This is a genomic window from Mesorhizobium sp. M1365, from assembly GCF_040317865.1.
Taxonomy (GTDB): Bacteria; Pseudomonadota; Alphaproteobacteria; order Rhizobiales; family Rhizobiaceae; genus Mesorhizobium.
The window spans coordinates 44,712-56,465 of record NZ_JAMYLG010000006.1 but is presented as its reverse complement, the minus strand read 5'-3'; the positions used below and the strand labels follow the sequence as shown (position 1 = coordinate 56,465).

Genomic DNA, 11,754 nt, shown 5'->3' with positions numbered 1-11,754 from the left:
ATGAGCGACTGGGTCGAGGCCTGTGACGCCGAGGACATCGACGAAGAAGACGTGATGCGCTTCGACCATGGCGGCCGCACCTTTGCCATCTATCGCAGCCCCGACGACGGGTATTTCGCCACCGACGGGCTTTGCACGCATGAGAAGGTGCATCTGGCGGACGGGCTGGTCATGGACGACGTCATCGAGTGCCCGAAGCATAATGGCCGCTTCAACTACAAGACAGGGGCTGCCAGGGGCGCGCCGGTCTGCGTCGATCTAAGAACTTATCCGGTCAAAGTCGACGCCGGCAAAGTCCTTGTCCGGATCGGTTGATGATGACGAAGGGAATGGTCATCATCGGCGCCGGCGAATGCGGCGGGCGCGCCGCCCTTGCGCTGCGCGAGCTCGGCTATGATGGCCCGGTGACGCTGGTCGGCGACGAGCCGCATCTGCCCTATGAGCGCCCGCCGCTGTCGAAAGACGCGATGGTTGCCGACGCGCCCCTGATCAAGGCGATCGCCAGTGAGGCGGTTCTGGCCGAAAGATCGATCAGGCATATCCATTCGGTCCAGGCGGTGGCGATCGTCCGAGAGGCGCATGTCGTGCGCCTCTCGGACGGTTCCGCCCTGGCCTACGACAAGCTCCTGCTGGCGACCGGTTCGGTGCCGCGCAAGCTGCCTATGCCGGGCCTTGGCGGGCGCTGCGTCTACCTCCGGACCTTCAACGACGCGCTGGCCATTCGCGCCCATCTCAGCGCCGGAAATCGCATCGCCATAGTCGGCGGCGGCTTCATCGGGCTTGAGCTTGCCGCGGCGGCACGCAGACTGGGTGCCGCGGTCACCATCATCGAGGCGCAGCCGCGCATCTTGATGCGCGGCGTGCCAGCCGAGATCGCGGAGGTCATCCATCAGGCGCATGAAGCGGAAGGCGTGAAAATCCTGTGCGGCGAGGGCATCGCCGCCATTGCCGATGATGGCGCCGAAGTGCGCATCGCGCTCGCCGGTGGACACGACATTGTCGCCGATCTTGCCGTGATCGGCATCGGCGCCGTGCCGGTGACCGGACTTGCCGCGGAGGCGGGGCTGACCGTCGGCAATGGTGTCGCCGTCGACGCCGAGCTTCGCACCAGCGACCCGGATATCTTTGCCGCCGGCGACTGCTGTTCGTTTCCGCTCGCCCTCTATGGCGGCCGGCGCGTGCGGCTCGAAGCCTGGCGCAACGCACAGGAGCAGGGCGCGCTCGCCGCAAGGAATATGCTTGGCGCCGGCGAGGCCCACGCCGCAGTGCCGTGGTTCTGGTCGGATCAGTACGGCCTGACCTTGCAGATCGCCGGCCTGTCGGACGAAGGCCGCAGCATCGTGCGCCGCGACCTCGGCGACGGCGCCTTCATCCTGTTCCACCTCGCCGAGGACGGCAGGCTGGTTGCGGCAAGCGGCATCGGCGCCGGCAACGCGGTCGCCCGCGACATAAGGCTGGCCGAGATGCTGATTGCGAAGCAGGCAAGGCCGGCGCCGGAAGCGCTAGGCTCGCAGACCATCAAGTTAAAGTCGCTGCTGGCGGCTTGATCCGCCGCGTGGATAATTGGCCGAGCGCGTTCGGCTAAAACAGCGCCTTCAGCTCCGGCAGCTTGTCGTTGACCAGCCAGCCATAGTAATTTTCCTCGGGCAGTTTTTCCGGCTCGCCCGCAGCGCGGCGCTTGTCGTTCTCGGCCTTCAGCGCATAGGCGCGCTGTTCGGGGTTGCCGACATTGTAGAGCGTCGACGTGATGCCGGGATTGCCTGAGATGTCAAAGCCGGCAATGCTTCTATAGGCGTCGATCGATTTCCGGATTGTTGCTGCGACATAAGGCAGTGTCAGGTCAGGATCCATGATGGTCTTGTAGACCGCGTTGGGATCGCCGACGTCGAGTTCCGGCAGGCCGGAAACCTTGTGCACGAGGTCGCTCATTTGCAGCGCCGTCAGCGGATTGAGCTGGCCAAGGCCAAAAGTCTGCCCGGCATAATAAGGCTGGAAGAAAGTGGCGCCTAAGCGGTCGTTGGGAAAGCTCTCGCCGTCGACGGTCTTGCCGCGGAACGACCGGTTCCACACCTGTTCGCGGCACTCCCACAGATCGTAGCTGTCGGACTTCCCTGCGCATTTCGCAAATTGCGGCCGCTGCACGAAATCGGAGATATCCTCGCCATCATAGGCAAAGGAGAGCTTGCTCGACAGATACGAAATCGCCTTGACGTAGTAGGTCTGCAGCCGGTCGTAGGCATCGACATTGTAGGTGTGCTCGCCGACGATGGCGCCGACGATATGCATTGGGTCGATGCCATAGGCCGCGGCTGCCTGCTTGATCTTGCCGCGCAACTCGGCATCGTTCTGGAGCAGCGCAAAGACTTTGCGGTATTTCGCCTGGAAGGTGGTGTTGGTCGCCTGGGTGCGCCGGCTCGAAGCGCCCGGTATGTCGGGCTGCTCGGTGTTGCGGTTGCCCGGCGGCACCATCGTTGCCGCTTGCGCGGCGAACATGGCTGCCGCCAGCGTCAGCCCCAAAATGACGAGGATCAGTTTTTTCATGCGCCGCCGCCCAAATAGTCGCCGGCAAACTAGGTAATGCTCCACCGGGAGTCGAGAGACGCCTGCACCCGACGGGACGAAAGCTTGCCGGATGCTTCCATTTGGCCACACATCGGGAATGCTGGGCCAAATTGGGGAGGCCGGGAGCAATTCCCCGACCCTCTTCGAGAATGAAGCGTCTCCTACAAGATGAAACGCGACAAGTCCGTGTTTCTGGAGAGGTCGCCGACATGCTTCTCGACATAGGCGGCATCGATGGTCACCGAGGTGCCGTTGCGGTCCGGCGCGTCATAGGAGATATCGTCCAGCACCCGTTCCATCACCGTCTGCAGCCGCCTGGCGCCGATATTCTCGACGCTGGCGTTAAGGTCCACGGCGATGCCGGCCAATGAATCGATCGCGTCATCGGTGAAGACCAGGTCGACGCCTTCGGTCTTCATCAGCGCGATATACTGCTTGATCAGGCTGGCTTCGGTCTCGGTGAGGATGCGGACGAAATCGTCCTTCTCCAGCGCCCGCAGCTCGACGCGGATCGGCAGGCGGCCCTGCAATTCCGGCAGCAGGTCGGAGGGCTTGGCGACGTGGAACGCACCCGAGGCGATGAACAGGATGTGGTCGGTCTTCACCGGTCCATATTTGGTCGCAACCGTGGTGCCTTCGACCAGCGGCAGCAGGTCGCGCTGCACACCTTCACGCGAAACACCGGCACCGATGCCGCCTTCGCGCGAGGCGATCTTGTCGATCTCGTCAAGGAAGACGATGCCGTCATTCTCGGTCGATTCGAGTGCCCTGCGCACCACTTCGTCCTGATCGAGCAGCTTGTCGGACTCGTCGCTGATCAACAGCCCGTAGGATTCCTTGACGGTCGTCTTGCGCAACTTGGTCTTCTTGCCGCCCATCGCCTTCGACAGCATGTCGTTGATGTTGAGCACGCCGATATTGGCGCCCGGCATGCCGGGAATCTCGAAGCCAGGCATGCCGCCATTGCCGGTATCGGCCACTTCGATCTCGATCTCCTTGTCGTCGAGTTCGCCGTCGCGCAGCTTCTTGCGGAAACTGTCGCGGGTGGCCGGGCTCGCCGTCTTGCCGACGAGCGCTTCGAGCACCCGTTCCTCGGCGTTGATGTGGGCACGCGCCTTGACGTCCTCGCGCATCTTCTCGCGCACCAGCCCGATGGCGATCTCGACCAGATCGCGGATGATCTGCTCGACATCGCGGCCGACATAACCGACCTCGGTGAACTTGGTGGCTTCGACCTTGACGAAAGGCGCACCGGCAAGGCGTGCCAGGCGGCGTGAAATCTCGGTCTTGCCGACACCGGTCGGGCCGATCATCAGGATGTTCTTCGGCATCACCTCTTCGCGCATCTGGCCCTCGAGCTGCTGGCGGCGCCAACGGTTGCGCAAGGCAATCGCCACGGCACGCTTGGCGTCTTTCTGGCCGATGATGAAGCGGTCGAGTTCCGAAACGATTTCGCGGGGAGAGAAGGTGCTCATGTCACTAAATTCCACTTTGCCACTGCCGAATGGACTCGAACGGATGCAGCAGCATGATCACGTTGAGTGTCAGATTGTCCCGGATGAGATAGCCGACACCGAATTCGAAGATGAGGGCGAGGGTCACGATCACCCATATAGGAAGCCTTCGCGCCATGACAAACCCCAGCACCATGGCCAGCGTGTCGGACACCGAATTGATGATGCTGTCGCCATAATAGTCGAGCGAGATTGTGCCGGCGCGGTAGCGGTCGATGATGAAAGGGCTGTTCTCGAGCAACTCCCAGCCGCCCTCTATAACCACCGCAAAGGCCAGCCTGAGCCCGATCGGCGAGCGCGGGAAAAGGAACCACGCCAGCGCATAGAACAGGAAACCGTGAATGATGTGCGAGAAGCTGTACCAGTCGGAAATATGCTGGGAATTCTCGGAGCTCTGCACGATGCCGTGCCACAGCTTGACGTAGCCGCAGGTACAGATCGGCGTCCGCCCCATGCCGTAGAGAGCCCCGGCCTGGAAGATGACCAGGCCGAGAACCAGCAGAAGCCCCATTCGCCAGCTGTCTTCGTAGGCCGAGACGGTTTTGTCGCTGGATACGCTCATGCTGCTATTGCCCCTCTTCTGCGTCACCCTGTTCGGCGTCACCCTCTGGGGCATCAATCGCCATCAGCACGGCATCGCCATATTCCGACTTCCTGCGATCGATAGCCCTGAAACCGGCCTTTTCATAGGCCCGGATAGCCCGTGCATTGGCGGGGTCCGGGTCGATGATGACGCGCGGCGTACCTTCCTCGAAAAGCTGCTCGACGAACTGCCGGACGATCGCCGAGCCGTGGCCGACCCCGACAAGCCCCGGCACGCCGATCGACAGATCGATGCCGAGCGTGCCGAACGGCTGGTCGCTATAGGGATGGCCGTCCTCCAGATGCGGATCGTAGCTCTGCAAATAGCCGATGGGCTTTCCGTCGAGCTCGATAATCAGCGGCTCGACCGAAATGCTGTCGATATGCTCGCGGATCTCCGCAATCTCGGTCTCTGGGTCGTTCCACCATTCGGCGACATGCGGCTCGGCAAGCCAGCCGGCGATCATCGGCAGGTCCCTCTGGATCACCGGCCGAAAACCATAGCGGAGGCTCCGCTCAGGCGGCATTGAGGGTTTCGACGACGAAGTTGTTGTTTGTGTAGACGCAAATGTCTGACGCGATCTGCATCGCCTTGCGGGCGATCTCCTCTGCGCCCTTGTCGCTGTCCATCAAAGCGCGTGCCGCTGCCAGCGCGTAATTGCCGCCGGAGCCGATGGCCATGACGCCAAATTCGGGCTCCAGCACGTCGCCGGTGCCGGTCAGCGCCAGCGACACCGACTTGTCGGCCACCAGCATCATTGCTTCCAGCCGGCGCAAATAACGGTCGGTGCGCCAGTCCTTGGCGAGCTCGACGCAGGCACGTGTCAGCTGGTCGGGATATTGTTCGAGCTTGGCTTCGAGCCGCTCCAGCAGCGTGAAGGCATCGGCGGTGGCCCCGGCGAAGCCGGCAATGACGTTGCCGCTTTTGCCGATGCGGCGCACCTTCTTGGCGTTGCCCTTCATGATGGTCTGGCCGAGGCTGACCTGGCCGTCGCCGGCGATCACCACCTTGCCGCCCTTGCGCACGGTCAGGATGGTCGTGGCATGCATGGTCAGTTCATTCGACATTTTCTGCTCCGATCAGCACCGATCCCATCGAGGCGATCGGCGCGTTACGAGTGACTTGATCGGCCATATGTATGCATAGGCCGGATGATTGCAAACCGGCCATCTGCCGGGCCGGACTGTGCTCCGCAGCGGTAACTGGCAATCGCCGGATCATGCTGCTAGAAGGCTTTCGTTTTCAGGCATGTGAACGCCTGAATCGTGCAAAATCTGAGACAAGGATGAGGTCATGGCGCCCCGTTCCGCCGAGATAAGCCGCAAGACCAGGGAAACCGACATCGCCGTGTCGGTTCAGGTCGACGGCTCGGGCAAATCCGACATTTCGACGGGCGTCGGCTTCTTCGACCATATGCTGGACCAGTTGTCGCGCCATTCGCTGATCGACATGACCGTGAAGGCCAAGGGCGACCTGCACATAGACGACCACCACACGGTCGAGGATACGGGCATCGCGCTCGGCCAGGCGCTGGCCAAGGCGTTGGGCGAGCGGCGCGGCATCATGCGCTACGCCTCGATCGATCTCGCCATGGACGAGACACTGACGCGGGCGGCAATCGATGTCTCCGGCCGGCCTTTTCTGGTCTGGAATGTTTCGTTCTCGTCGCCGAAGATCGGTACGTTCGATACCGAGCTGGTGCGCGAATTCTTCCACGCGCTGGCGCAGAATGCCGGCATCACGCTTCATGTCACCAATCATTACGGCGCCAACAACCACCACATCGCCGAGACCTGCTTCAAGGCCGTGGCGCGTGTGTTGCGTTCGGCGCTTGAGTGCGACCCGCGCCAGCCGGACGCGGTTCCCTCCACCAAGGGATCCCTGAAAGGATAGCGTCATGGCCATCTATGTCGTGATGAAGCCGCCAGGCCGCAGCGAAAGCGTGGACACTACCTTTATCCGTGACGGCTTTGCCTGGCTCGGCTTCCTAGTGCCGCCGCTGTGGCTGGCCTGGCACCGGCTGTGGGTCGAGGCGGCATTGGCGTTTGTCGCCATGGGCCTGCTCTCGATGCTAGGCGAAAGGCTGGACCTGGAAACAACCGGCTCGCTTTTATCCCTGCTTGTCATGCTCTTTGTCGGACTGGAAGGGCAGGGCTTGCGGATCGCAGCCCTGCGCCGTCGCGGCTGGCATGAATGGGGCGTGGTCGAGGCCGACAGGCTCGACGACGCAGACCTCCGCTATGCATTGGAAGCCGATGCTCAGTCGGATGAACAACCGACGGTGCAACGCATCGTCCCAGACGCAGCACATGCCCGGTCGGCGCAGATGGGCCTGGCGCTGGGGCTGAACCATATTCCGGGAAAGCCCTGAGATGAGGGTAGCGATCATCGATTACGGGTCGGGCAATCTGCGCTCGGCCACCAAGGCCTTCGAGCGTGCCGCGCATGAAGCCGGTATTGCCGCCGCGATCGAACTCACCGCCGATGCCGAGCGGGTCAGGACCGCCGACCGCATCGTCCTGCCCGGCGTCGGTGCCTATGCCGATTGCGCCGCTGGACTGCGTGAGGTCGCCGGCATGTGGGAAGCGGTCGAGGAGGTGGCGATCGCCAAGGCTCGGCCGTTCCTCGGCATCTGCGTCGGCATGCAGCTGATGTCGGAGCGAGGCCTGGAAAAGACCGTCACAAAGGGCTTTGGCTGGGTCGCCGGCGACGTCAAGGAGATCACGCCGGCCGATCCGACACTGAAGATCCCGCAGATCGGCTGGAACACGATTGACCTGAAGCGCAAGCATCCGCTGTTTTCCGGCATTGCGACGGGTGGCAAGGGACTGCACGCCTATTTCGTCCACTCCTACCATCTCGATGCACGGAAGGAGGATGAGGTGCTGGCGGTTGCCGACTATGGCGGCCCGGTAACGGCCGCTGTCGCTCGCGACAACCTCGCCGGAACGCAATTCCACCCCGAGAAGAGCCAGGCGCTGGGCCTGGCGCTGATCACCAATTTCCTAGGCTGGAGGCCCTGAACCATGAGCAAGAAGGGCTATTGGATGGCAATGGTCGATGTCCGCGATCCCGAGATCTACAAGCGATATATCGAGGCCAATGCCGCGGCTTTCGCGAAATACGGCGCGAAGTTCCCGGTGCGCGCCGGGCGGTACACCAGCCCGGAAGGACCGGCAGGCAATCGCCACGTGCTGGTGGAATTCGAATCCTATGAAAAGGCGCTGGAATGCTACGGCTCGCCTGAATACCAGGAGGCGTTGAAGTACAGGCTCGCCGGCTCGACCGGCCACTTTGTCATCGTCGAAGGCGCCTGAAGGTGTTTCTGTTTCCGGCGATAGACCTCAAGGACGGCAAATGCGTGCGCCTCAGGCATGGCGACATGGCGACCGCCACCATCTACAATGACGATCCCGCCGCTCAGGCGCGCGTCTTCGAAGAGCAGGGCTTCGAATGGCTGCACGTCGTCGACCTCAACGGCGCCTTCAAGGGCCAGAGCGTCAACAGCGCCGCGGTCGGCGCCATCCTGAAGGCGACGAGCAATCCGGTGCAGCTCGGCGGCGGCATCCGCACCCTGGCGCAGATCGAGGACTGGCTCGACCGTGGGCTGGCCCGCGTCATTCTTGGCACCGTGGCGGTCCGCGATCCGGATCTGGTCAGGCAGGCCTGCAAGGCATTCCCGGGCAAGATCGCTGTCGGCATCGACGCCAAGGGCGGTAAGGTCGCGGTCGAAGGCTGGGCTGAGGCTTCGAGCCTCGGCGTCATTGAACTGGCGAGGAAATTCGAGGGTGCCGGCGTCGCCGCCATCATCTACACCGATATCGACCGCGACGGTGTGCTGACTGGCATCAACTGGGACGCCACTATCGATCTCGCCGACGCGGTGTCGATCCCGGTTATCGCCTCGGGCGGGCTCGCCTCGATCGCCGACATCGTGCGCATGACCATGCCCGATGCCCGCAAGCTCGAAGGCGCGATCTCCGGCCGCGCCCTCTACGACGGCCGCATCGACCCGGCCGAGGCATTGGCGATCCTGCGTGGCAAACCGATGACAGGGTGTGAAACGTGAAGGTCTCGATTATCGTTGCTCCCTACGACAGCGGGCATTATCACGAAGGGTGCGGCCAGGGGCCGGACGCCATCGTCGGCGGTGGGCTGGTCGAAGCCCTGACCGTGGCTGGCCATGACGTCGCCGTCGAAGATATCGGCAAGGTCGGAGACGAGCAGGGGCGCGAAATTGCAACCGGCTTCGCCGTCTGCAACGCCGTCGCGACCAAGGTTAACCTCGCCCGCGATGGAGGACGCTTCCCCATTATCCTTGCTGGAAATTGCCTGACTGCCGCCGGTGCGGTTGCCGGCGAAGCTGCGGATTCGATCATCTGGATCGACCAGCATGGCGATCTCAACACGCCGGAGACGTCGGCCTACGGCTTTCTCGACGGCATGGCGCTGGCGGCGACGCTCGGGCTCTGCTGGCATCCGATGGCGGCAGCAATTCCGGGGTTCCGGCCGATAGACCCGGCGCGCTGCATGCTGGTCGATGCCCGCGACCTCGATCCCGACGAAAAGCGACTGCTGGAAACTTTGCCGATCGTGCGCACCGAATGTGCCGGTGCACTCGATATGGTCGGAAAGCTCACGGCGACAGGGACTGTGCGGGCGCATCTGCATCTCGACCTGGATGTCCTCGATCCGGATGTGTTGCAGGTGAACCGCTACGCGCACCCGGGAGGCCCGAGTCCGGAACAGCTACGGCAGCTTGCCTGCGGACTGGCCAGGTCAATCCCAATCGTCGGCGTGACGCTCTCGGCCTACGACCCGGCCTTTGATTCCCAGTCCGAAGTTCCGCCCGTCGTCGGCCAGCTGCTTGTCGACTTTCTTGCGGCGATCGAGAGGATCTGATGCTGAAAGCCCGCGTCATCCCCTGTCTCGACGTCAAGAACGGCCGTGTCGTCAAGGGCGTCAATTTCGTCGACCTGGTCGATGCCGGCGATCCCGTCGAAGCGGCAAAAGCCTATGACGCGGCCGGCGCCGACGAGCTCTGCTTTCTCGACATCACCGCCTCGTCGGAAAACCGCGAGACCATTTTCGATGTCATCGCCCGCACCGCCGAACAATGTTTCATGCCGCTGACCGTTGGCGGTGGCGTCCGTCAGGTCGCCGACATCAGGAAGCTGCTACTGGCCGGCGCCGACAAGGTGTCGATCAACACGGCGGCGGTGAAGACCCCAAATTTTGTCGCCGAGGCTGCCGACAAATTCGGCAACCAGTGCATCGTCGTCGCCATCGATGCCAAGAAAGTGTCCGCTGCGAGCGAGGCTGATCGCTGGGAGATATTCACCCATGGCGGCCGCGAGAAGACCGGCATCGACGCCGTGGAGTTCGCTCGGCGAGTGGTCGATCTCGGCGCCGGCGAGATCCTGCTAACATCGATGGACCGCGACGGCACCAAGGCCGGCTACGACATAGCCCTTACCCGCGCGGTCGCCGATGCCGTACGCGTGCCGGTCATCGCTTCCGGTGGCGTCGGCACGCTCGACCACCTTGTCGAAGGCATTCGCGACGGCCATGCCGGCGCGGTGCTGGCGGCGTCGATCTTCCATTTCGGCACCTACAGCATCGCCGAAGCCAAGCTGCACATGGCTCAGGCCGGACTGCCGATGCGGCTGGACTCGCCGGGTAATCGGTCCTAGAGCCTTTCCGGCTAAGAAGAGGCTGTAAACGCCGTCATGACCGAGTTCTCGCTCTCCGATCTGGAGAAGATTATTGGCGAACGCGCACGTTCCGGCGATCCGGATTCGTGGACGGCCAAGCTCTTTCAGCGTGGCATGAGCAAGGCAGCGCAGAAACTCGGCGAAGAGGCAGTCGAAACGGTGATCGCAGCCGTCAGCGCCGACCGGGACGCGCTTGTTTCGGAAAGCGCCGATCTCATCTATCATTGGCTTGTCGTTCTCGGCATAGCGGACATTCCGCTGAGCGATGTGCTCAACGAGCTTGAACGCCGCACCGGTCGTTCGGGCATCGCCGAAAAGGCGTCTCGGGTGGACCGGGGCTGATCGCTGCGGAGGAACTCGATGGACCAGCTCGCTCCTACCGAGAAGTATTCACCCTATCGTTTCTTCTCGGCCGAGCAATGGTCGCGGTTCCGCGCTGATACGCCGATGACGCTCACCGAGGACGAGGTCCGTCGTCTGCGGTCGCTGAACGATCCGGTCGATCTCCACGAGGTCGAGCGCATCTATCTTTCGATGTCGCGGCTGTTGTCGGCTCATGTCGAAGCCAGTCAACTCCTGTTCAGGCAGCGCCAGGCCTTCTTCAACGCGCTGGACGCGGCCAAGACACCGTTCATCATCGGCATTGCCGGTTCGGTCGCGGTCGGCAAATCGACCACGGCGCGCGTGCTAAAGGAGCTGCTGGCGCGCTGGCCGTCGAGTCCCAAGGTCGACCTGGTCACCACCGACGGGTTCCTGCTACCGAACGAAGTCCTGCGCCGCAACAACCTGATGGAGCGCAAGGGCTTTCCCGACAGCTACGACGTCGGCGCCCTGCTGCGCTTCCTGTCCGGCATCAAATCGGCGCAGCGCAACGTCCGCGCGCCGGTCTATTCGCACCTGACCTATGACGTCATTCCGGGCGAGTTCCAGACTATCGACCGGCCCGACATCCTGATCTTCGAAGGCATTAATGTCCTGCAGCCGGGTAAGCTGCCGAAGGACGGCAAGATCGTGCCTTTCCTGTCGGATTTCTTCGACTTTGCCATCTACATCGATGCCGAGGAGGCGCTGATCCATCACTGGTATATCGCCCGCTTCATGCGGCTGCGCGAAACCGCCTTCCGCGACCCGGCCTCCTTCTTTCACCGCTATTCGCAACTTTCCGAGGATGCGGCCCGCGCCATCGCCGAGGGCCTGTGGACCAACATCAACCTGAAGAATCTGCGCGAGAATATATTGCCGACCCGCGCCCGAGCCGATCTCATCCTGCGCAAGGGCGCCAACCATCTGGTCGAGGAAGTGGCGCTCAGGAAACTGTGAAATCCCGGGACATTCCTTAAAGTCATCTTAACCCAGTCTTTCTATTGTCGGGCCTGATCTG

General features: G+C 62.7%; 16 protein-coding genes. 11 read left to right on the top strand and 5 right to left on the bottom strand.

What is annotated here, in order from left to right:
* Positions 1–315, top strand: coding sequence for a MocE family 2Fe-2S type ferredoxin (locus NKH04_RS09630; RefSeq protein WP_352472320.1), 315 nt, complete (start codon positions 1–3; stop codon positions 313–315).
* 2 nt (positions 316–317) lie between these two features.
* Positions 318–1,547 carry an NAD(P)/FAD-dependent oxidoreductase gene (locus tag NKH04_RS09625; RefSeq protein ID WP_353044336.1) on the top strand — a complete coding sequence of 410 codons (1,230 nt, stop codon included), beginning with the start codon at positions 318–320 and terminating at the stop codon, positions 1,545–1,547.
* A 34-nt stretch (positions 1,548–1,581) separates the two neighbouring features.
* Here NKH04_RS09625 and NKH04_RS09620 read toward each other — a convergent pair whose 3' ends face one another.
* The 5 genes from NKH04_RS09620 to hslV all read right to left on the bottom strand — a co-directional run bounded on the left by NKH04_RS09620 (position 1,582) and on the right by hslV (position 5,726).
* A complete protein-coding gene (locus tag NKH04_RS09620) occupies positions 1,582–2,541 on the bottom strand; it encodes a DUF1402 family protein (protein ID WP_023677526.1) in 960 nt (319 codons plus the stop codon).
* Positions 2,542–2,723: 182 nt separating this feature from the next.
* Positions 2,724–4,037: an ATP-dependent protease ATPase subunit HslU gene (gene hslU / locus NKH04_RS09615; protein ID WP_254815924.1), complete on the bottom strand. Its 1,314-nt coding sequence runs from the start codon at positions 4,035–4,037 to the stop codon at positions 2,724–2,726.
* 4 nt (positions 4,038–4,041) lie between these two features.
* Entirely contained in the window at positions 4,042–4,638 is a 597-nt protein-coding gene (locus NKH04_RS09610) for a DUF2585 domain-containing protein (protein ID WP_352780865.1), read from the bottom strand.
* A gap of 4 nt (positions 4,639–4,642) precedes the next feature.
* A complete protein-coding gene (locus tag NKH04_RS09605) occupies positions 4,643–5,185 on the bottom strand; it encodes a GNAT family N-acetyltransferase (protein WP_353044272.1) in 543 nt (180 codons plus the stop codon).
* Positions 5,175–5,726 (bottom strand): ATP-dependent protease subunit HslV, encoded by a 552-nt coding sequence (hslV, locus tag NKH04_RS09600; RefSeq protein ID WP_352813976.1) that lies wholly within the window; start codon positions 5,724–5,726, stop codon positions 5,175–5,177. The genes NKH04_RS09605 and hslV overlap by 11 nt, the downstream gene beginning before the upstream one ends.
* A gap of 226 nt (positions 5,727–5,952) precedes the next feature.
* Here hslV and hisB point away from each other — a divergent pair, with 226 nt between their 5' ends.
* The 9 genes from hisB to coaA are packed head-to-tail and all read left to right on the top strand — an operon-like array spanning position 5,953 to position 11,693.
* Positions 5,953–6,552 carry an imidazoleglycerol-phosphate dehydratase HisB gene (gene hisB / locus NKH04_RS09595; RefSeq protein ID WP_353022258.1) on the top strand — a complete coding sequence of 200 codons (600 nt, stop codon included), beginning with the start codon at positions 5,953–5,955 and terminating at the stop codon, positions 6,550–6,552.
* A gap of 4 nt (positions 6,553–6,556) precedes the next feature.
* Positions 6,557–7,030: a DUF2628 domain-containing protein gene (locus NKH04_RS09590; protein ID WP_352451667.1), complete on the top strand. Its 474-nt coding sequence runs from the start codon at positions 6,557–6,559 to the stop codon at positions 7,028–7,030.
* A gap of 1 nt (position 7,031) precedes the next feature.
* Positions 7,032–7,682: an imidazole glycerol phosphate synthase subunit HisH gene (gene hisH, locus NKH04_RS09585; protein WP_353044271.1), complete on the top strand. Its 651-nt coding sequence runs from the start codon at positions 7,032–7,034 to the stop codon at positions 7,680–7,682.
* 3 nt (positions 7,683–7,685) lie between these two features.
* Positions 7,686–7,976, top strand: a complete 291-nt coding sequence (locus tag NKH04_RS09580) for a DUF1330 domain-containing protein (protein ID WP_352472581.1) — start codon at positions 7,686–7,688, stop codon at positions 7,974–7,976.
* A gap of 2 nt (positions 7,977–7,978) precedes the next feature.
* Positions 7,979–8,728, top strand: coding sequence for a 1-(5-phosphoribosyl)-5-[(5-phosphoribosylamino)methylideneamino]imidazole-4-carboxamide isomerase (gene hisA / locus NKH04_RS09575; RefSeq protein WP_353044270.1), 750 nt, complete (start codon positions 7,979–7,981; stop codon positions 8,726–8,728).
* Complete coding sequence (locus NKH04_RS09570) at positions 8,725–9,561, top strand: arginase family protein (RefSeq protein WP_353044269.1); 837 nt, start codon at positions 8,725–8,727, stop codon at positions 9,559–9,561. The genes hisA and NKH04_RS09570 overlap by 4 nt, the downstream gene beginning before the upstream one ends.
* The gene (gene hisF, locus NKH04_RS09565; protein ID WP_023677537.1) at positions 9,558–10,352 is read left to right on the top strand and encodes an imidazole glycerol phosphate synthase subunit HisF; all 795 of its coding nucleotides are present in this window, start codon (positions 9,558–9,560) and stop codon (positions 10,350–10,352) included. The genes NKH04_RS09570 and hisF overlap by 4 nt, the downstream gene beginning before the upstream one ends.
* Positions 10,353–10,388: 36 nt before the next feature.
* Positions 10,389–10,715, top strand: a complete 327-nt coding sequence (locus NKH04_RS09560; protein ID WP_353044268.1) for a phosphoribosyl-ATP diphosphatase — start codon at positions 10,389–10,391, stop codon at positions 10,713–10,715.
* Between the two features lie 18 nt (positions 10,716–10,733).
* Positions 10,734–11,693, top strand: a complete 960-nt coding sequence (coaA, locus tag NKH04_RS09555; protein ID WP_352451662.1) for a type I pantothenate kinase — start codon at positions 10,734–10,736, stop codon at positions 11,691–11,693.
* Positions 11,694–11,754: the final 61 nt, after the last annotated feature.

Coding starts and splice junctions, on each gene's coding strand:
- NKH04_RS09620 (WP_023677526.1), bottom strand. CDS start 2,541: ATGAAAAAACTGATCCTCGTCATTTTGGGGCTGACGCTGGCGGCAGCC.
- coaA (WP_352451662.1), top strand. CDS start 10,734: ATGGACCAGCTCGCTCCTACCGAGAAGTATTCACCCTATCGTTTCTTC.
- NKH04_RS09630 (WP_352472320.1), top strand. CDS start 1: ATGAGCGACTGGGTCGAGGCCTGTGACGCCGAGGACATCGACGAAGAA.
- NKH04_RS09605 (WP_353044272.1), bottom strand. CDS start 5,185: ATGCCGCCTGAGCGGAGCCTCCGCTATGGTTTTCGGCCGGTGATCCAG.
- hisB (WP_353022258.1), top strand. CDS start 5,953: ATGGCGCCCCGTTCCGCCGAGATAAGCCGCAAGACCAGGGAAACCGAC.
- NKH04_RS09590 (WP_352451667.1), top strand. CDS start 6,557: ATGGCCATCTATGTCGTGATGAAGCCGCCAGGCCGCAGCGAAAGCGTG.
- hslU (WP_254815924.1), bottom strand. CDS start 4,037: ATGAGCACCTTCTCTCCCCGCGAAATCGTTTCGGAACTCGACCGCTTC.
- NKH04_RS09625 (WP_353044336.1), top strand. CDS start 318: ATGACGAAGGGAATGGTCATCATCGGCGCCGGCGAATGCGGCGGGCGC.
- NKH04_RS09610 (WP_352780865.1), bottom strand. CDS start 4,638: ATGAGCGTATCCAGCGACAAAACCGTCTCGGCCTACGAAGACAGCTGG.
- hisH (WP_353044271.1), top strand. CDS start 7,032: ATGAGGGTAGCGATCATCGATTACGGGTCGGGCAATCTGCGCTCGGCC.
- NKH04_RS09580 (WP_352472581.1), top strand. CDS start 7,686: ATGAGCAAGAAGGGCTATTGGATGGCAATGGTCGATGTCCGCGATCCC.
- hslV (WP_352813976.1), bottom strand. CDS start 5,726: ATGTCGAATGAACTGACCATGCATGCCACGACCATCCTGACCGTGCGC.
- NKH04_RS09560 (WP_353044268.1), top strand. CDS start 10,389: ATGACCGAGTTCTCGCTCTCCGATCTGGAGAAGATTATTGGCGAACGC.